Annotated in this window: 17 protein-coding genes; 11 read left to right on the plus strand and 6 right to left on the minus strand. The window is 69.0% G+C overall.

Annotated elements, in window-relative coordinates; all coding sequences use genetic code 11:
* The 3 genes from QSG27_RS19900 to QSG27_RS19910 form a co-directional block, all read left to right on the plus strand.
* On the plus strand, positions 1–1,318 hold a 1,318-nt coding region (locus tag QSG27_RS19900; protein WP_306709183.1), incomplete at its 5' end, for an aconitase family protein.
* Positions 1,319–1,375: 57 nt separating this feature from the next.
* Positions 1,376–2,356 carry a Bug family tripartite tricarboxylate transporter substrate binding protein gene (locus QSG27_RS19905; RefSeq protein WP_306709185.1) on the plus strand — a complete coding sequence of 327 codons (981 nt, stop codon included), beginning with the start codon at positions 1,376–1,378 and terminating at the stop codon, positions 2,354–2,356.
* Positions 2,357–2,476: 120 nt separating this feature from the next.
* Positions 2,477–3,592 (plus strand): lactonase family protein, encoded by a 1,116-nt coding sequence (locus QSG27_RS19910; RefSeq protein ID WP_306709187.1) that lies wholly within the window; start codon positions 2,477–2,479, stop codon positions 3,590–3,592.
* Between the two features lie 118 nt (positions 3,593–3,710).
* Here the strand turns inward: QSG27_RS19910 and yddG are convergent, their stop codons facing one another.
* From yddG to QSG27_RS19930, 4 genes are all read right to left on the minus strand, one after another.
* Positions 3,711–4,631: an aromatic amino acid exporter YddG gene (yddG, locus tag QSG27_RS19915; protein WP_306709189.1), complete on the minus strand. Its 921-nt coding sequence runs from the start codon at positions 4,629–4,631 to the stop codon at positions 3,711–3,713.
* Between the two features lie 61 nt (positions 4,632–4,692).
* On the minus strand, positions 4,693–5,412 hold the full coding sequence (locus QSG27_RS19920) for a hypothetical protein (RefSeq protein ID WP_306709191.1): 720 nt from the start codon (positions 5,410–5,412) through the stop codon (positions 4,693–4,695).
* Between the two features lie 419 nt (positions 5,413–5,831).
* Positions 5,832–7,541: an adenine deaminase gene (ade, locus tag QSG27_RS19925; RefSeq protein ID WP_306709193.1), complete on the minus strand. Its 1,710-nt coding sequence runs from the start codon at positions 7,539–7,541 to the stop codon at positions 5,832–5,834.
* 107 nt (positions 7,542–7,648) lie between these two features.
* Complete coding sequence (locus QSG27_RS19930) at positions 7,649–7,906, minus strand: hypothetical protein (protein WP_306709195.1); 258 nt, start codon at positions 7,904–7,906, stop codon at positions 7,649–7,651.
* A 312-nt stretch (positions 7,907–8,218) separates the two neighbouring features.
* On the opposite strand from QSG27_RS19930, the gene QSG27_RS19935 reads away from it, so the two are divergent.
* From QSG27_RS19935 to QSG27_RS19960, 6 genes are all read left to right on the plus strand, one after another.
* Positions 8,219–9,847, plus strand: coding sequence for a methyl-accepting chemotaxis protein (locus QSG27_RS19935; protein ID WP_306709197.1), 1,629 nt, complete (start codon positions 8,219–8,221; stop codon positions 9,845–9,847).
* Positions 9,848–10,151: 304 nt separating this feature from the next.
* Positions 10,152–11,315 carry a hydrogenase small subunit gene (locus QSG27_RS19940; RefSeq protein WP_306709198.1) on the plus strand — a complete coding sequence of 388 codons (1,164 nt, stop codon included), beginning with the start codon at positions 10,152–10,154 and terminating at the stop codon, positions 11,313–11,315.
* A 10-nt stretch (positions 11,316–11,325) separates the two neighbouring features.
* A complete protein-coding gene (gene hybA / locus QSG27_RS19945; protein ID WP_306709200.1) occupies positions 11,326–12,396 on the plus strand; it encodes a hydrogenase 2 operon protein HybA in 1,071 nt (356 codons plus the stop codon).
* 13 nt (positions 12,397–12,409) lie between these two features.
* A complete protein-coding gene (hybB, locus tag QSG27_RS19950; protein WP_306709204.1) occupies positions 12,410–13,564 on the plus strand; it encodes a Ni/Fe-hydrogenase cytochrome b subunit in 1,155 nt (384 codons plus the stop codon).
* Positions 13,565–13,582: 18 nt separating this feature from the next.
* Positions 13,583–15,289 carry a nickel-dependent hydrogenase large subunit gene (locus tag QSG27_RS19955; RefSeq protein ID WP_306709206.1) on the plus strand — a complete coding sequence of 569 codons (1,707 nt, stop codon included), beginning with the start codon at positions 13,583–13,585 and terminating at the stop codon, positions 15,287–15,289.
* A 140-nt stretch (positions 15,290–15,429) separates the two neighbouring features.
* Complete coding sequence (locus QSG27_RS19960) at positions 15,430–15,909, plus strand: HyaD/HybD family hydrogenase maturation endopeptidase (RefSeq protein WP_306709209.1); 480 nt, start codon at positions 15,430–15,432, stop codon at positions 15,907–15,909.
* Positions 15,910–15,928: 19 nt separating this feature from the next.
* Here QSG27_RS19960 and QSG27_RS19965 read toward each other — a convergent pair whose 3' ends face one another.
* Both QSG27_RS19965 and QSG27_RS19970 read right to left on the minus strand, forming a co-directional pair.
* Complete coding sequence (locus QSG27_RS19965) at positions 15,929–16,945, minus strand: MBL fold metallo-hydrolase (protein WP_306709211.1); 1,017 nt, start codon at positions 16,943–16,945, stop codon at positions 15,929–15,931.
* Between the two features lie 184 nt (positions 16,946–17,129).
* Complete coding sequence (locus QSG27_RS19970; protein ID WP_306709213.1) at positions 17,130–17,732, minus strand: HupE/UreJ family protein; 603 nt, start codon at positions 17,730–17,732, stop codon at positions 17,130–17,132.
* Between the two features lie 221 nt (positions 17,733–17,953).
* Here QSG27_RS19970 and QSG27_RS19975 point away from each other — a divergent pair, with 221 nt between their 5' ends.
* Complete coding sequence (locus tag QSG27_RS19975) at positions 17,954–18,226, plus strand: HypC/HybG/HupF family hydrogenase formation chaperone (protein WP_306709215.1); 273 nt, start codon at positions 17,954–17,956, stop codon at positions 18,224–18,226.
* A complete protein-coding gene (gene hybE / locus QSG27_RS19980; protein WP_306709216.1) occupies positions 18,223–18,936 on the plus strand; it encodes a [NiFe]-hydrogenase assembly chaperone HybE in 714 nt (237 codons plus the stop codon). The genes QSG27_RS19975 and hybE overlap by 4 nt, the downstream gene beginning before the upstream one ends.
* Positions 18,937–19,054 lie beyond the last annotated feature (118 nt).

Raw genomic sequence — 19,054 nt, forward strand, 5'->3', positions numbered from 1 at the left:
GGCGCGGCGGCGCGGCCTGCGCCCGCCGGCCTGGGTGAAGACGTCGCTGACCCCCGGTTCCCCGGCGACGGCGCGGCGGCTGGCGCGGGCCGGGCTGCTGGACGATCTGGAGGCGCTCGGCTTCGGCATCGCCGCCTACGGTTGCGCCACCTGCATCGGCAATTCCGGACCGCTGCTGCCCATCGTCGCGGAGGCCATGGAACGGCGCGGAATCAAGCCGGTCGTCGTGCTGTCGGGCAACCGCAACTTTCCGGGCCGGGTGCACCCGCAGTTGACCTCCGCCATCCTGGCCTCGCCGCCGCTGGTGGTCGCCTGGGCGCTGAGCGGGCGGGCGGTGCTGGACGTCACCCTCGACCCGCTCGGCACCGGAACGGACGGACGGACGGTCCGCCTCGCCGATCTCTGGCCGTCGTCGGAGGAGATCGAGGCGGTGCTTGCCGCCGCCACCGATCCGGACGACGTGGCCGCGGCCTATGCCGAGGCGGAGGCGTCGCCGCTGTGGCATGCCCTGGAGGCGCCGGGCGGCGAGCGTTTCCCCTGGGACGCGGAGTCCACCTACCTGCGCCGTCCCCCCTTCGTGACTTTCGGGCCGCCGGAAACGCGGCCCGCGTCCTTCACCGCACACCCGCTGCTGGTGCTGGGCGACGACATCACGACCGACCACATCTCCCCGGCCAGCGCCATCCCGGCCTCCAGCGACGCCGGGCGGCACCTGATCGCACGCGGAGCGGACCCGCAGGACCTCAACGTCTACTCCTCGCGCCGCGGCAATTGGGAAGTGATGCTGCGCGGCCTGTTCACGAACCGGACCGTCGTCAACCGGCTGTGCCCCGACAGCCCTGCGGGACAGACGGTCTTCGCACCGACGGGCGAGCTTCTGCCGGTCTGGGTCGCCGCCGAACGTTACGCGCGGGCCGGCCTGCCCACCGTGCTGATCGCCGGGGAGCGCTACGGCACGGGATCGTCGCGCGACTGGGCGGCGAAGGGCACGCACCTGCTCGGCGTCCGGACGGTCCTGGCCCGGAGCTTCGAGCGCATCCACCGCTCCAATCTGGTCGGCATGGGCATCCTGCCGCTGCGCCTGCCGCCGTCCTGGAGTCCCGAGACGCTGGGGCTCACGCCGGGCGACCGGGTGGAGATCCACGCCGACGCATCCGCGCTGGTGCCGCGGGCGAGTGTGCGGGTGACCGTGCACCGCAAGTCGGGTGGAAGCGAGACCGGCGAGGCGACGGCCCTGCTCGAAACGGCGCTCGACGTCGCGCTGATCCGGGCCGGCGGCGTGATTCCGATGATCCTCCGGCGCGCCCTCGCGGCCTGACCGGGGCATCCGAAGACCATCGAACACAACGGCCATCAATCAAGACGGGAGGAAACCATGTTCATTTATTCTCGACGGATGTTCACCGGCCTGCTGGGCGGGGCGGCCTTCGCGCTGGCCTGCGCCGCCGGGCTGCCGGCCTCGGCCCAGGTGAAAAATCTGGATCTGATCGCCCCGGCGAATCCCGGCGGCGGGTGGGACCAGACAGCCCGCGCCATGCAGACGGCGCTTCAGCAGGCCGGCCTCGTGTCGAGCGTGCAGGTGATGAACATCGCCGGTGCCGGCGGCACGGTCGGGCTGGCCCAGTTCGTCACGTCCAAGAAGCGCCGGGGCGATGCGATCCTGGTCGCCGGGCAGACGCTGCAGGGCGCCATCATCACCCACAAGTCGCCGGTCACCCTCAACGACATCACCCCGCTGGCCCGTCTGGTCGGGGAGTATGAGATCCTGTTCGTCCCGGCCAACTCGCCGATCACGTCGCTGGACGACCTCGTCGCCAAGCTGAAGAGCGATCCGGGATCGGTGTCCTGGGGCGGCGGGTCCATCGCCAGCACCGACCACATCATCGCCGGCCTGATCGCCAAGACCGTCGGGGTGGACCCGGCGAAGATCAACTACATCGCGCATTCCGGCGGCGGCGAGGCGCTCGGCGCCATCCTGGGCGGCCATGTGACGGTGGGCATCGGCGGCTATGGCGAATACCAGTCCGTCATCACGGACGGCAAGGCGCGGGCGCTCGCCATCTCCTCCGAACAGCGGCTGCCGGGTGTGGACATCCCGACCCTGAGGGAACAGGGGGTCGATGTCGCCTTCTTCAACTGGCGCGGCCTGATGGCGCCTCCCGGCATCCGCGACGCCGACCGGAAGGCGCTGGCGGACGCCATCGCCCGGATGGTCGCCAGCCCCGCCTGGAAGGGCACCGTCGAGAAGCGCCAGTGGACCGACCTCTATCAGCCGGCGGACCAGTTCGCCGCCTTCATCAAGGAGGATCGCGCGAAGATGGAAGGCATCCTGACGGATCTGGGGCTGGCCAAGTAAGGCCGTCTGTTCGAAACTCCCGGCTGTGGCGGTCGGCTGGTGCCGGCCTGCCGCAGCCGGGGAGCCGAAGCGCAAGTCGTCGATGGACGGCCCGTTGCGCGACAGGAGACGCCAGAGGTCATGCCGCAGCCTGCAAACCCGTATTCCGCCCCTGACTTCGCCCCTGACTTCGCCCCTTACTTCGCCTATGTCGGCTCCCGCACGACCCGGGAGCGCAACGCGCGCGGCGTAGGGCTCAGCGTGTACCGGGTCGATCCGGGAACCGCCGCCTGGACGCCGGTGCAGGTTCTTTCCGATCTGGTCAACCCGTCCTTTCTCGGCTTCGACCGCCACCGCCGCTTCCTCTACGCCGTGCATGGCGACCGCAGCGAAATCAGCGCGTTCCGCATCGATCCCGTTTCGGGGACGCTGACCTTTCTCAACCGGGAATCGACGGGCGGCAGGAACCCGGTCCATCTCTGCGTCGATCCCACCAACCGTTTCGTGGTGGTCGCCAACCACGTCACCTCGTCGCTCGCGGTGCTGCCCATCGACGGGCGCGGCGCCCTGGGCACGCCGTGCGATCTCGTCACGCTGACCGGACAGATCGGCCCGCACCGGGTGGAGCAGCCCTTTCCCAAGCCCCATCAGGTCCAGTTCGACCGGACGGACCGCTTCATCGCGGTCCCCGACAAGGGCCTGGACCGGACGTTCGTCTTCCGCCTCGACACGGAAACCGGCACGCTGTCGGCGGTGGAGGGCGCGGCGGCCGAAGCCCGGGAAGGCGCCGGCCCGCGGCATGTCGCCTTCCACCCGTCGAACCGCTTCGCCTATGTCGTCAACGAACTCGACTCGACGGTCACCTCCTGCCGGTTCGACGCCGGGACCGGCGCCCTCACGCCATTCCAGATTCTGAGCGCCGTGCCGGACAGCTTCGTCGGCAACAGCCGTGCCGCTGAGATCGCCGTGTCGGCGACCGGGCGGTTCGTCTACGCCTCCAACCGCGGCCACGAGAGCATCGCAACCTTTGCGGTGGACGAGGCGACGGGCCGGCTCGCCCCCGCCGGTTGGCAGGCGACCGGCGGGCGGACACCGCGCTTCTTCGCCCTCAGCCCGTCGGAGGACATCCTGTTCGCCGCCAACGAGGACAGCGACGCCATCGTCGGCTTCCGCATCGACCCACGCAAGGGGAGCCTGGAGCCGATGCAGACCGTCGCCCGGACCGGCAGTCCCGTCTGCATCCTCTTCCGTTCCTGAGGCGGTCCCCGTTCGGCGGTCCTTCCCTGCGATGCGGGGGCGCCGGGAGAGGGCTCAACGAAAGAACACCTCACCCCACTCCGCCGCTGCCCTGACTTTTCGCCGCCGGACAGGCGCCCTACCGGTCACCGCGCAGAACGTCGCGGCTGGCCAGCACGGCGCCGCCCATGATCAGCCCGCAGGCCGCCCACACGGCCCAGCCGCCCGACGCCTGCCCGAACAGGATCAACAGCAGCGTGGAGGTCAGCGGCGTCGCGTAGGACAGCACGCCCAGCGCCCGGATGTCGCCGCGCTTCACCCCGTGGTCCCACACGAAGAAGGCCGCGCCGACCGGCCCGATCCCCATGGCGAGCACCGCCAGCCATTCGCCGCCGGACGGCGCCACCGTGGTTTCGAACAGCAGGTGCGACAGCCCGGCCAGCACCGCGGTGGCGAGGCAGAAACCGCCCACCGCCTCCGTCGGGACGTCGCCGAATCGGCGCGACAGCACGGAGTAGGACGCCCAGAGCACCGCCGCGGCCATGGCCGACAGGTAGCCCGGCGTGTCCCCGGCGTCGAGCGACAGGCCGCGCCCGCCGCCCGTCACGATCAGCACCGTCCCGGCCAGCCCGCAGAGCGCGCCCAGCACATGGCCGCGCTTCAGCCGCTCCCCCGGCAGCAACGCCGAGAACAGCACGATCAGCAGCGGCCACAGGTAGTTCAGCAGATTGACCTCCACCGCCGCGCCGGGGGCGAGGCGGAAGGCCAGGAAATAGAAGAAGTGGTAACCGAACAGCCCGGCCACGCCGAGCGCCCAGACCTTCCAGGGCTGGCGCAGCACGCCGATCACGTCCTTGCCCCGCGCGGCCCCCGCCGCCGTTCCGACGACGAAGGCGACGCCGAAGGACATCGCGACGAGCTGGAACGGTGGAATGGTCCCCGACAGCGCGGTCAGCAGCGCCAGCGTGGACCACATCAGGATGGCCAGACCACCGATGGCGGTGGCGCGGCGGACGGCGGAGCCCGAAGGGTCGGGCGTCGGGAGGGAGTCGGTCACCATGCCGCACCCTTAGCGCACCCGCAGGGCGCGGGCAATCGTCATGGTGGGGAAGTGCCGCTCCTCAGAAAAGTCCGTTCAGCAGCGACCCGCGCCCGCTGTAGCCGCTGCCGCTTCCCCCCGTCAGGATTCCCAGCGCGCCGGAGCTGGCCGTGCTGCCTCCGGTCAGCAGGGAGGTCAGGCGCTGAAGCTGCGGCGTGGTCTGGAGCGGGTTCTCGCCCTTGACCGGCTGCTTGGCGATGGTGTCGTAATCCTTGCTGTAGTCGCCCATGCGGAGCTGGAGGCCGTAGTTCTTCTCCTCCTTCGCCGCAACGCCCTTGTCGCGGGAGACGCGCAGCGTGTAGTCGCCGCGCTCCAGCGCCAGGGTTCCCGCCTCGAACTTCTTGTAGGTGTCGTAGGTGGAACCGGCCTCGCTGTTGCTGTCGGCGATGATCTTGCCCTGCTTGTCCATGAGCTGGACGCGCACGCCCGTGTCGCCGACCCGGCCCAGCGTGGCCTCGCCCGGCGTCGTCACTGAGAATTTGTAGAAGTCCGCCGGATCGTTGGCAGCCAGCGAGCTGAGCACGTTCAGGCGGCTGGTGTCCTTCACCAGCGTGCCGACGTTGGTCGAGAAGGACGAGGCGTTCAGCGCCGACTTGCGGACGGTCTGCTCGTATTCCTTGACCTCGCCGCTGGGCTTGGCGTCGGTCGCCTGCTTGGCCTGCTCCTGGACGCGCTTCATCGCCGCGTCGATGGACGACTGAAGGCTCTGCGCCAAGCTGCCGATATCGCTCAATCCAACCATGGCACGCCCCTCCGACCGACGTCGTTCCCTTTTGTCGGGCGGCTCCTTGCAGACGGCGGGCCAAAGGGTTCAACACCGTGCGCCACGGCCTGCCCGGCGTCCTCCATCGTCACCCCCCGCGAAGGTGCGCGGGCGCTCACTTTGCCCCCCACCCCGACCCTCCCCCGCTGGGCGGGGGAAGGAGCAAGTGCTTGTTCGGAAAGGCGGCGGCAGTCCCTCCCCCGCCCAGCGGGGGAGGTTAGGTGGGGGCAAAGTCAGCGCCTATGCGCTTTCGCGGGAATGACGGTGCGGCGGTGATGGCCTCTGTGGAACAGCGCTCTCTTGCCTGACGGCAACAAGGGTGACACCCTTGACGACCCAAGCCCCCAGCCACCGTGGCCGGAAAAATCCGCCTCCCGTCCGGCAGAAATTGCCGGGCTTCAGGCGTTCACCAGCGCGAATTTGTCCACATCCACCAGCCCGCGATCGGTGATCTTCAGATGCGGGATCACCGGCAGCGGCAGGAAGGCCAGTTGCAGGAACGGTTCGGCCAACGGACAGCCCATCTCCCGCACGGACGCGCGCAGGCTGCGCAGGTGGCGCTCCACCGTCTCGAAGGGTTCCAGGCTCATCAGCCCGGCCAGCGGCAGGGCGAGTTCGCCCACCACCGCGCCGTTGCGCACCGCGACGAATCCGCCCTGAAGCTCGATCAGACGGTTGACGGCGACGGCCATGTCCTCGTCCGACGCGCCGACCACGCAGATGTTGTGGCTGTCGTGCCCGACCGAGGAGGCCAGCGCCCCCTCCCGGAAGTGGAATCCGCTGGCGAAGCCGCGCCCGACATTCTGGTTGGTGCCGTGGCGGGCGAAGACGCAGATCTTCAGGATGTCGCGGTCCGGATCGGCCACCAGCGCCCCATTCCTGGCCGGCACCTCCAGCCGCAGATGGGCCGTGATGATCTTGCCGGGCAGGACGCCGATCACCGACTGGACGGAGCCCGCGGCGGGCACCGCGAAATCCTCCGCCGTCACCGGGTGCAGCCTGACGGAGCGCAGGCCCACCGGGCTGACCGCCGGGCGCCCGGCGAACGTCGCCGGGGTCACCACCCGCCCGTTGCGGATGACCCGGTTGACCGCGCAAGTCTCCAGATCGTCCAGAAGCACGAGGTCGGCGCGCTGCCCGGGCGCCACCAGCCCGCGGTCGAACAGGCCGAATCCGCGCGCCGCCGACCATGTGGCCGCCCGGTAGACATGGGCCAGCGGGGCGCCCAGCCGGATCGCGCTGCGGATCAGATGGTCCATGTGCCCCTCCTCGGCGATGTCGAGGGGGTTGCGGTCGTCGGTGCAGAAGCCCAGGAAGGGCGAGGTTTCCGGTTGGATGACCGGGGCCAGCGCGTGCACATCCTTCGACACCGACCCGTCGCGGATCAGCACCTGCATGCCCTTGCGCAGCTTCTCCATCGCCTCCGGCGCGCTGGTCGTCTCGTGGCAGTTGCGGATGCCGCAGGACAGATAGGCGTTCAGTTCCCGCCCGCTGAGCAGCGGGGCGTGGCCGTCGATGTGGCGCCCGTCGAAGGCGGCCAGCTTGTCCAGCACGCCGTCCACTTTGTGGAAGACGCCGGGGAAGTTCATGAACTCGGCCAGCCCCAGCACCTTCGGATGGTCCTTGTGGCGCAGCAGGTCCGCCGCCTCCAGCCGCGCGCCGGAGGTTTCCAGCTCCGTCGCCGGCACGCAGGAGGAAAGCTGCACCCGCAGGTCCAGAACCGTCCCCTCCGCGCAGTCCAGGAAATAGCGGAGCCCCTTCTCCCCCAGCACGTTGCAGATCTCGTGCGGGTCGCAGATGGCCGTGGTGGTGCCGCGCGGCAGGACGCAGCGGTCGAACTCCATCGGCGTGACGCAGGTGGATTCGCAATGGACGTGGGTGTCGATGAAACCCGGCACGACGGTCAGCCCGCGCCCGTCGATCTCCTCCGCCCCGTCGTAGGATTCATAGGTCCCGACGATCCGGTCGCCGCACAGGGCGATGTCGCCCGCGGCGATCTCGCCGGTGACGACGTTCAGGAAACGGGTGTCCTTGATGACCAGATCGGCCTTCGTCTCGCCCAGGGCCTGACCGATGCGCTTCTTCAGATCGTCCCGGGTGACCGCCATCGTTCCGCCTCGCCCTGCCCGCCCCACTCCTTCTTAGGTGGATGGCCGGGCGGACCCGTTCAATCGTATTTTCCGTAACGCGTATTTTCCGTAACGCCGCCAACCCTTCATCCCCCCAGCCGACTCGCCAGCCCGGCCACCGGGCCGGGGCCGCGGTAATCCGGATAGTTCCAGTAGGAGCGGGGTTCCAGCCGGTAGACCGGCAGCCCCGCCCCCACCTCGTACACCGGACCGCAGCAGCCGTAGCCGACGCCGTAGCTTGCCCAATGAGTCCAGCCGCCGTCGCCACAGGCCGCCAGCGCCAGCAGCAGGATGACAACGCCGGACTGAAGAAGTTTCCAGAGGATGGTCGGAGCGGGTTTCATGATCCACCGGCCCGGTCCGTGGTGATGTGCCCTTACAGAGAGGAACACGCCACGCGCCTCTCTATTCCCGCCGGAATTGATTCGTTCAAAAAACAATAGGCGGCGGATCCAGTACCGGCCCAATGGTCGCGCGGCAACGTGTCATAGAACGATTTAACGCTTCGGAAACGAATAGGTACCCCATTATCGTCGCACGCAGAGGCGGCCCAAGACCGCCCCACGGGACCGCCGCAACAGGGACGTCCAAGCATGTTGAAAGCGCTCAGGAATCTGAAAATCGGGCCGAAAGTTTATCTTCTTGTGGGACTCCAGGTGGCGGTGGCCGCAGTGACCGGCCTGATCGGGCTGTTCGCCATGCAGGATCTGGCCGGCAAGTCCGAGGCCATCGAACGCGCCTCGGACCGGCAGGTCCTGGGTGAGCAGATCAACGGCCTCGTCCTGGCCGTGGTCATGGACTCGCGCGGCGTCTACATGTCCCGCGACCGGGCGGAGGTGGACAAGTTCGGCAAGCCCCTGCTGGACAGCCTGAACACCCTCGGCGAGCGGCTCGGCACCCTGAAGCGCGTCACCCCGGCGGAAGGGCAGGCCGCGCTGGCCCCGGTGGCCACGAAGGCGGAGGAGTTCATCCGCTTCCGCACGGAGTTGGTGCGCATCGCCCGCGAGAAGGGGGCCGCGGAAGGCCGGATCTACGGCGACAACGACGCCAACCGCAGCAACCGGCAGGCGCTGAACGCCGCCCTGCAGAAGCTGAGCGCCGAGCAGGACGGCATGATCGACCGCCTGCACAATGAGCTGGAGTCGGCGCGGAGCCGCTGGAGCACCATGATGCTCGCCTTCGGCATCGGCGGCGTGGCCTTCGGCATCCTGCTGGCCGTCCTGGTCGCCCGCGATATGATCGCGCGCCCCATCGCCCGCATGACCGCGGCGATGAAGACCATCGCCGCCGGAAACACGACGGCGGAGGTGCCCGGCACCGGCCAGGGCGACGAGATCGGCGACATGGCCGGTGCCGTGCTGGTCTTCCGCGACGGGCTGCGGCGCGCCAACGATCTGGCCGAGCAGGAGCGCCGCGAGATCGACGTGCGCCGCCAGCGGCAGGAACGGCTGGAAGCCCTGACCCACGGCTTCACCAAGAAGATCGAGGGGCTGTGCCGCACCCTGAACGGTGAGGCCGACAACATCCGGACCAGCGCCGAAACGCTGACCCATTCCGCCGCCGACGCCTCGCGGCGCAGCTCGACCGTCGCCGCGGCGGCGGAACAGGCCACCGGCAACGTCCAGACCGTGGCCACGGCGACCGAGGAGTTGTCCGCCTCCATCGGCTCGATCAGCCAGCGCATCGGCGAGGCCGCCCGCATCGCCAGCGAGGCGGAACGGGAGGCCCAGCGCACCAACAGCACCATCCAGGGACTTGCCCAGGCCGCGGAGAAGATCGGCGCGGTCGTCAACCTGATCACCGAGATTGCCAGCCAGACCAACCTGCTGGCCCTGAACGCGACCATCGAGGCGGCCCGCGCCGGCGAGGCCGGCAAGGGCTTCGCCGTGGTGGCGCAGGAGGTGAAGAGCCTCGCCAACCAGACCGCCCGCGCCACCGAGGAAATCTCGGCCCAGATCGTCGCGATCCAGAACGAGACCCAGCAGGCGGTCGGCGCCATCAGCGGCATCGTCGGCACCATCGAGCGGATCAGCGACATCAGCACCAACGTCGCCACCGCGGTGGAGCAGCAGGGCTCCGCCACCCAGGCGATCGCCCGCAACGTCCAGGAGGCCGCCATCGGCACGCAAGAGGTCTCCTCGACCATCTCCGGCGTGTCGCAGGCCGCCGACCGCACCGGGGAGGCCGCCGGCGGCCTGCTCGGCGCCGCCAAGGGCCTTTCGGTCCATGCACGCACCCTGCAAACCGACGTGGACGACTTCACCCGCCAGATGAAGGCGGTCTGATCCTCTCCCCTCCTCCCCCGCCATCCGGACGGGGGAGGAGGCTTTCCCCGACGCATCGTTTCGATTGATGCGCGTGCGGCGTTCGATGCTTACCCGCCGCATAGCCCGTTTGATGTAGATCAATGCCTTGCCCGCGCCACAACTGGTGCAATGCCGGCAAGCGCTTCGCGCCCAAATACCCCTATAAACTATAGGGATAAAGCCGCGCCGTGGGTCCGCCATGGCGCGTCGTGGCGTGCTGCGCATCCGGCGTCCGGCAACCGGGCGGCCAGCAGATCAATGCAAAGGGTCTTTGGGGGAAATCATGCCCGACGGACATGTGGATCTCGACGCCGAGCACATCGGCGATCTCGATGAGTATGAAGGTGCGCTGGCCGGCCTGTCCCGCCGGGAGTTCCTGACCTATTGCACGGGCGTGGCCGCCACGCTGGGCCTGTCCCCCGCCTTCGGCGTGAAGATCGCCAACGCCGCGGTGGCCGCGCCGCGCCCGTCGGTGATCTGGCTGTCCGGCCAGGCCTGCACCGGCTGCACCGAATCGCTGCTGCGCACCCATCACCCGTCGCTCGAGACGCTGATCCTCGACACCATCTCGCTCGACTACAACGAGACGCTGATGACCGGCTCCGGCCACCAGGCCGAGAACTGGAAGCAGCAGGCGATGAAGGACAATTGGGGCAAGTACCTGATGGTCACCGACGGCTCCATCCCGACGAAGGACGGGGGCGTCTACTGCATGGTCGCCGGCAAGACCTACAGGGAAGCGGTGCTGGAGTGCGCCAAGGGCGCCGCCGCCGTCATCTCCATGGGGTCCTGCTCCTCCTGGGGCGGCTGGCCGTCCACCGGCGTCAACCCGACGGGTGCGGTCGGCCTGAACGAGATCATCAAGGACAAGCCGGTCGTCTCCGTTCCCGGCTGCCCGCCGAACCCCTACAACTTCCTGTCGCTGGTCCTGCATTTCGTCGCCTTCGGCAAACTGCCCGAGCTGGACGACAAGATGCGCCCGAAATTCGCCTATGGCCGCCTGATCCACGAGAATTGCGAGCGCCGCCCGCACTTCGACGCCGGACGCTTCGCCATGGAGTTCGGCGACTACGGTCACCGCCAGGGCTACTGCCTGTACAAGCTGGGCTGCAAGGGTCCGGAGACCTACGCGAACTGTCCGTCGGTCGGCTTCAACGACGTCGGCCAGGGCACCTGGCCGGTGGGCACCGGCCATCCCTGCTTCGGCTGCACCGAGAAGGGCGTCGGCTTCACCAAGGGCATCCACGAGCTGGCCTCGCTGAAGTCGGTGGCGCCGCCCAACAGCTACCCGGCGGTCGCCGTGGACAAGGGCGAGGGCATCTCCGCCGGGGCCGCGGCGGTGGTCGCCGGCATCGCGGGTGCGGCGGTCGGTGCGGGCGCCGTCATCTCCAGCCGGCTCGGCAAGCAGGACGCGAAGACTGAATCCTCCTCCACCGCCGTCGAGTGAAGGTGACGCCATGTCGAAAAGCATGATGTCGAAGAACAGGACATCGGTCTCACGGCGCGGCTTCCTGCGGAACGCGGTCAAGGGAAGCGCCGCCGCCGCCGCGGCGGCCTGCACCACGGTCGTCGCCGCCCCGCCGGAGGCCAACGCCCTCCAGCGCCCGCCCAAGCCGCTGCCGCCGGACGCGGTCGGCCTGCTGTACGACAGCACGCTGTGCATCGGCTGCAAGGCCTGCGTGACCGCCTGCAAGGAGGTCAACCACATGCCGCCCGACGTCGGCCCGGCCCAGCAGGGCTGGAACGCGGGCGGCGGCGACAAGCCGATCTACGACAGCCCGGTGGAGCTGTCGGCCAAGACGCTGAACGTCATCAAGGCCTACAGCCACGGCACCGGCGCCACCAAGGACGCGGCGGAGAACGGCTTCGCCTTCATCAAGCGGCAGTGCCTGCACTGCGCCGATCCGTCCTGCGTGTCGGTCTGCCCGGTGTCGGCGATGACCAAGGACGCCAAGACCGGCATCGTCAATCACGACCCCAGCGCCTGCATCGGCTGCCGCTACTGCGTGCTGTCCTGCCCGTTCGGCGTGCCGAAGTACGACTACAACGACGCCTTCGGCGAAATCAAAAAGTGCCAGCTCTGCAAGCAGCAGCTCGCCAAGAACGAGCTTCCGGGCTGCGCCGACGTCTGCCCCACCGGGGCCACCCTGTTCGGCCGTTCCGAGGATCTGCTGGCGGAGGCCAAGCGCCGCACCGCGCTGAAGGTGGGCGAGCACGCCCATTTTCCGCGCGGCGACATCGCCGGCAAGGTCGGCGGCCCGCGCGACGGCCACGAGAAGCTGGTGGAGGTGGCCTATCAGACGCACATCTACGGCGAGAAGGAGCTGGGCGGCACGCAGTGCCTCGCGGTGTCCGCCGTACCGTTCGACAAGCTGAACCTGCCCACCAACGTGCCGGAGAACGGCTATCCGACCCTGTCGGAAGGCATCCAGCACACGCTCTACGCGGGCATGATCGCCCCCGCCACGGTGTTCGCCGGTCTCGCCTATCTGGCGCACCGCAACACCAAGAACCACACCGACGAGTGAGGGGGGCCACGCCATGTCTTCGCACGCTCATGAACATCAACCACTCGGCGGCCGGGTCCTCACCCTTCCCTTCCTGATCTGCGCCGTGCTGGTCGCCATCGCCGGCGTCATCCTGTTCCAGCGCTACACCCAGGGCCTGGGGGCGGCGTCGAACCTGAACGACGGCTATCCCTGGGGCATCTGGGTCGCCATCGACGTGGTGATCGGTTCGGCCTTCGGCTGCGCCGGCTACGTCATCGCGCTGCTCTGCTACATCCTGAACCGGGGCGAGTACCACCCGCTGGTCCGTCCGGCGGTGCTGGCCAGCCTGTTCGGCTACGGCCTCGCCGGTCTGGCGGTGCTGGTCGATCTGGGCCGCTACTGGAACTTCTACCACATGATGCTGCCGTGGTATGCGCAGCCGAACTCCGTGATGCTGGAGGTCGGCCTGTGCGTGGCGACCTACACGCTGGTCCTGGTGGTGGAGTTCGCCCCGGCCTTCCTGGAGCGCTTCGGCATCGAGGGGCTGCGCGCCAAGCTGAACAAGGTGCTGTGGGTCTTCATCGCGCTGGGCGTCCTGCTGCCGACGATGCACCAGTCGTCGCTGGGCACCATGATGGTCATCGTGGGGCACAAGCTGTCGCCGCTGTGGCAGTCGCAGATGCTGCCGGTCTTCTTCCTGCTGACCGCCATCCTGATGGGCTTCGCCATCGTGGTCTGGGAATCGGTCATGGCCTCGCTGAACTTCCGCCGCCCGATGGAAACGCCGGTGCTGTCGAAGCTGTCGGGGCTGATGCTGGCCGTCGCCTCGCTGTTCGTCGTGCTGCGCTTCGTCGATCTGATCGTGCGCGGCCAGATCGGCCAGATCTTCGGCGGCCCGCAGTCCGGCTGGTTCATCGCGGAGATGGTCCTGATGATCGCCGGCCTCGCGCTGCTGATCCCCAAGGCCAACCGCAACCGGTCGCGGGCGCTGTTCCTGGCGGCGTCGCTGCTGCTGGTGGCGGGCATCCTCTACCGCCTGAACGTCTATCTCATCGGCTTCACGCCGGCGGTCGGTCCTTGGCACTACTTCCCCTCGGTCAAGGAAATCATGGTCACCGTCGGCGTCTTCGCGTTGGAGATCGCGCTGTATCTCCTCTTCGTGAAGAAGCTGCCCGTCATGCACGCCGTCCATCCCGAGCACGGCTGAGTTTAGGAGACTTTCGTTATGGCTCAGCGAGTTGTTGTAGATCCGGTCACCCGCATCGAGGGTCACCTGCGGGTCGATTGTGAAGTGGACGGCGGCAAGGTCACCAACGCCTGGGCGTCGGGCCAGATGTGGCGCGGCATCGAGCTGATCCTTCAGGGCAAGGACCCGCGCGACGCCTGGGTCTTCGCCCAGCGCATCTGCGGCGTCTGCACCACCGTGCACGCCATCACCTCCGTCCGCGCGGTGGAGAACGCGCTGAAGCTGGAGGTGCCGCTCAACGCCCAGTACATCCGCAACATGATCCAGGGCGCCCACAACGTCCACGATCACATCGTCCATTTCTACCACCTGTCCGCGCTCGACTTCGTGGACATCGTGTCGGCGCTGAAGGCCGATCCGGCGGCGACCGCGAAGCTGGCCCAGTCGATTTCCGGCTGGCCGCGGAACAGCACGCAGGAATTCGCCACCGCGCAGAAGAAGCTGCAAGCCTTCATCAACTCCGGCCAGCTCGGCATCTTCGGCTCGGGCTACTGGGGCCACCCGGCGATGAAGCTGACGCCGGAAGCCAACCTGATGGCGGCGGCGCACTATCTCCAGGCGCTCGACTACCAGCGGCGCATGAACAAGGTGGTGGCGATCCTGGGTTCCAAGACCCCGCACATCCAGAACATGGCGGTCGGCGGCGTCACCAACCCGATCAACATGGACAGCCAGTCCACCCTGACGCTCGAAAAGCTGATGTACATCAAGCAGCTGATCGACGAGGTGGGCGACTTCATCACCCAGGTCTACATCCCCGACGTGGCGGCCATCGGCGCCTTCTACGCCGACTGGACGCAGTATGGCCGCGGCGTGGTGAACTATCTGTCCATCCCGGACATGCCGCTGGACACCAAGGGCACCGTCTTCGCCCTGCCCGCCGGCTACATCGACGGCGGCGACATCGCCAAGGGCTTCACCCCGATCAAGGACTTCCACGACCCCTACTTCGAGAAGGGCGTGAAGGAGAGCGTGAAGCATTCCTGGTACCAGGGCGGCAAGGGTCCCCTGCACCCCTACGACGGCGAGACGATCCCGAACTTCACCGACTGGCAGGACGACGGCAAGTACAGCTGGATCAAGTCGCCGACCTTCTACGACAAGCGCGCCCAGGTCGGCCCGCTGGCCAACGTTCTGGGCATGTACGCCTCGGGCCACCAGCGCACGCAGTTCTGGGTCAACGCGGTGCTGGACGCCGTGTCGGGCCATCTCGGCAGCAAGGTGGGCGTGGACGCGCTGCACTCCACCATCGGGCGCCACGCCGCCCGTGCGGTGCGCTGCGTGGTCCTGCACGAGGAGTTGCAGAACCAGTGGAAGCTGCTGATGGAGAACATCGCGAAGGGCGACACCAAGACCTTCAACAAGCCGGTGTTCCCGAAGGGCGAGATCCGCGGTTTCGGCTTCCACGAGGCGCCGCGCGGCATGCTCTCGCACTGGGTCGTGATCGAGAACGGCAAGATCAAGAACTACCAGGCGGTCGTGCCGACCACCTGGAACGCCGGCCCGCGCGACGAGGACGGGAACATCTCGGCCTACGAGGCGGCGCTGATCGACAACCCGGTGGCGGTCGCCGACCAGCCGCTGGAGATCATCCGCACCCTGCACAGCTTCGACCCGTGCCTGGCCTGCGCCGTGCACCTGACCGACACGGAAACGAAGTCGCACTATCAGGTGAAGGTCGTCTGACCCTTCCCGTCCGATCGAGCGGAAGCCCCTCTTCCCCGCGGGAGAGGGGCTTTTCGCGTCAATTGATCCAGTTCACGGCGAACCGCGCCGCTCCCGTTTCATCCTTCTGTTTCAAACCCTTCGAACGGAGCTTCAGCCCCATGTCCATCCTCGTCCTCGGCCTCGGCAATATCCTTCTGATGGACGAAGGGGTGGGCGTGCGCGCCATGGAGGCTTTCGACGCCGCCTGGACCGTTCCCGATCACGTCAGCGTGGTGGACGGCGGCACCTGCGGCATGGACATGCTGGATCTGATCGCCAGCCACAAGCACCTGATCGCCGTGGACGCGGTGAAGACCGGCGCACCGCCGGCCACCCTGACCGTGCTGCGCGGCGACGAGGTTCCGGCCTATTTCAAGGGCAAGCTGTCGCCGCACCAGCTCGGCCTCAGCGACCTGCTGGCCTCGCTGCGCCTTCAGGACGAGGCGCCGGAGAGCGTGACGGTGGTCGGCTGCGTGCCGATGGCGCTGGGCACCGGCCTGATGATGTCGCCGGAGATCGAGGCGGTGATCCCCCGCATGGTCGCGATGATCGTGGAGGAACTGGCCCGCCTCGGCGTGACCGCCACGCCCCGGGAATGAGCGTGGCGGCCACGATTGATCAGCGGTCGGCGCGGATCGGACCGAACTCCACCGGAACCCAGGCGTAGCCGTTCCCTTCGGTGCGGACATGGCCGATGCCGGGGAAGGGCAGATGGGCGCCGGCCACCCACAGCTTCTGCGCCGCGGCGTCGGCGAAGATCTTCTTGCGGGTGGCGATGGCCTGCGCCTTGTCGGCGTCGAACTCGATGACGACCTCGGGGCGGGCGAACTGCACCGCGTGGCTGTGCACGAGGTCGCCCCACATCAGGATGCTGCGCTCGCCGGAAGTGAAGAGATAGCCGCTGTGGCCCGGCGTGTGGCCGTAGGCCGCGACCGCCTCCACCCCCGGCACGAGGCCGTCGCCGGGCTGGTAGGGCTTCAGCCTGCCCGCCGCGGCGTAGGGGGCCGCCGCGGCGCGGGCCATGGCGAAGAAGGGCTGGTTCTCCGCCGGGGCCTTGGCCGCCACCTCCTCGCTCAGCCAGAAATCGGCGTCGGCCTTGGCGACATGCACCGTGGCGTTGGGGAACAGCATGGCGCCGTCCGGGCGCAGCAGGCCGTTGGCGTGGTCCGGATGCAGGTGGGTCAGCAGAACGGTGTCGACCTGCTCCGGGGCGTAGCCGGCGGCGCGGATGTTGTCGGCGATGAAGCCCAGCGCCGGACCGAACGCCTTCGCCGTCCCGGTGTCCACCAGGACGAGGTTCTTGCCGGTGTGCACCAGATAGGCGTTCACCGCCGTCTGCACGCCCGGCGTGTCGGCCAGGAACATGCGGGCCAGCAGGCTCTGGATGTCCTCCGCGCTGGCGCCGCCGAGGATCTTGCGGTCGAGGTCGATGAAGCCGTCGTACAGCGCCGTGATCTCGAAGTCGCCGAGCGCCATGCGGTAGAAGCCCGGCGCCTGGGTGCGCTGCTGTCCCGGAACCTCGGCCAGGGCGGGCGCGGCGGGAGCCAGGACGGCACCGGCGGCCAGGGAGGCGGGAGCGGCGACGGCCAAAGCGAGCAGGGCTTTGCGCAGGGCGGCGAAGGTCGGCGGTGTCATCGGCGTGGTTCCCCTTCAGGCAGGTCGGCGCCCAGCATGGCCGTCCGCGCCGCGCGGGGGAAGCCTGCCGGGCGCGACTCGCCAAGCGCCTGGATTCGTTTGGAAAATCCATAAGGGGCCGAAAAAGGAAAAGGCCCGGCGGAGCGCTCCGCCGGCCCTCCGACACCGAATCGGACGTCCCGGTTCAGCCCAGCGCGAGCAGCGCCACGCCGGCCAGACCGACCACCGCACCCGTGCCGCGCAGCGCCAGGGCGCCCTTGCGGCCCTCGGCGAACCGGCGCAGCGACAGGGCCGCGCCGATGCCGGCGCCGTGCAGCAGCGCCGTGGCCAGGGCGAAGCCCAGCCCATAGAGCAGCGGCTCCGCCGCCTCCGGCATCTCGGCGCCGTGGGCGTGGCCGTGGAAGACGGCGAACAGGGCGACCACACCGGCGGAGGCCGCCAGCGGCAGGCGGGATTGCAGGGCGATCAGGGCGCCCAGGGCGACCACGGACAGGACGATGCCCAGCTCGACCTGCGGCAGGCCGATGCCGGCCATGCCCAGCAGGCCGCCGCCGATCATCGCGCCGACGAAGGCGGTGGGCAGCGCCCACAGGGCCGCACCGCCGCGCTGCGCGGCCCACAGGCCGACGGCGATCATCGCCAGCAGGTGATCCCAGCCGCCGACCGGGTGCAGGAAACCATGGACGAGCCCGGCGTCGTGGGCGCCGAAGGTGTGGGCGAGCGCCGCGTTGGGCAGCGCGGCCAGGGCCGCCGCCGCGGTGGCCGACGCGAGAGCGAAACGTTTCATCCGTGAGAACCCCTGCTTGTATCGTTGAGCGGCGCGCGACCGACCCCACCCCATCGCACGCGAAGCGTCCGTCACTTTAGCAGAACCGTTTCGATTGAAAATGGCGGAGCGTCAGGAAATTACGCCGGACCGCATGTTTGACGCACATCAATGTGCGCGTTCAACCCACGGTCAATATGCCGCGGTTCCAATGGCAGCTTTCCCCCCGCGAGGGCGCGCGCATGTGTCTCGGCATTCCGATGCAGGTTCTGGAGACCGACGGCTTCACGGCGCGCTGCGCCGGCCGCGGCGAGGAGCGGCGCGTCAACGTCATGCTGATCGAGGAGGTTCCGGAGGGCGGCTGGGTGCTGGTCCATCTCGACCGCGCCGTCCGTTCCCTCGAAGCGGAGGAGGTGGAGCCGCTGAACAACGCGCTGGACGCCATCCTGCTGGCGGCGAGGGGCGAGAATGTGGACCATCTGTTCGCCGACCTGACGGGAAAGGTGGGCGCGTGACCCCCGGCGGCCCCGAAGCGGGATTCGCCGCCGACGCGCGCCCCGCCTGCGGGTCCTGCGGCGCGGTCTACGACCCCGCGGCGGGCGATCCGGGGCGGGAGGTGCCGCCGGGCACGCCCTTCGGCAGCCTGCCGGACTATTGGCGCTGTCCGGGCTGCGGCGGGCCGCAGCATGGCTTCACCGTCCTCGAACCGCCGGGCGCCGACCCCATGGACGCCCGCGTCGCGGCGCTGACCGCCAGCTACCGCCTGATCGCGGAGCGCGACATGATCGGGGTTCCCATCTGCAACGCCGCCTTGTCGGTGGAGCCGGTGGGCTTCCGCCCTTACGGGCCGGGTTGGATCGGCTGCGTCATCGCTCCCTGGTTCTTGAACGCCGTGCTGATTCCGGGCGACCCGGCGCTGTGGTCGGCCTTGCGCGACGGCGACAAGACGGAGGTCGCCCTGCCCTCCGGCGCCTACCGGTTCACGGCGGCGCGGCTGGGCGTGCTGGGGACGCTGGCGGTGATCCCGCTCGCCTCGGCCATGAACGTGTTTGCCGATCAGGAGGACGCCCGCGCCGCCGCTCTCCTGGCGCTCGACCAGTTGATGCGGGAGCCGGAACCGGCGCCACACCCTGGAAAGCCGCCTGCAACGCCTGCTGAAAACGATGCGGAACCGGCGAAGCCCGCCCTGTCCCGCCGCTCCCTGTTCGGGGGCGGACGCCGATGAGCGTGGCGGGGGGCGCCGGGCTGGAGGGGGCTGTTTCGGTGCGGCTGGACACCGCGGGAGGGCGGGTGCGCGCCGTGTCGGTCGCCGTCCGCCGCCCCGCCGCCGCCCGCTCCGTCGC

Source organism: Azospirillum isscasi (assembly GCF_030849505.1).
GTDB classification, from domain to species: domain Bacteria; phylum Pseudomonadota; class Alphaproteobacteria; order Azospirillales; family Azospirillaceae; genus Azospirillum; species Azospirillum isscasi.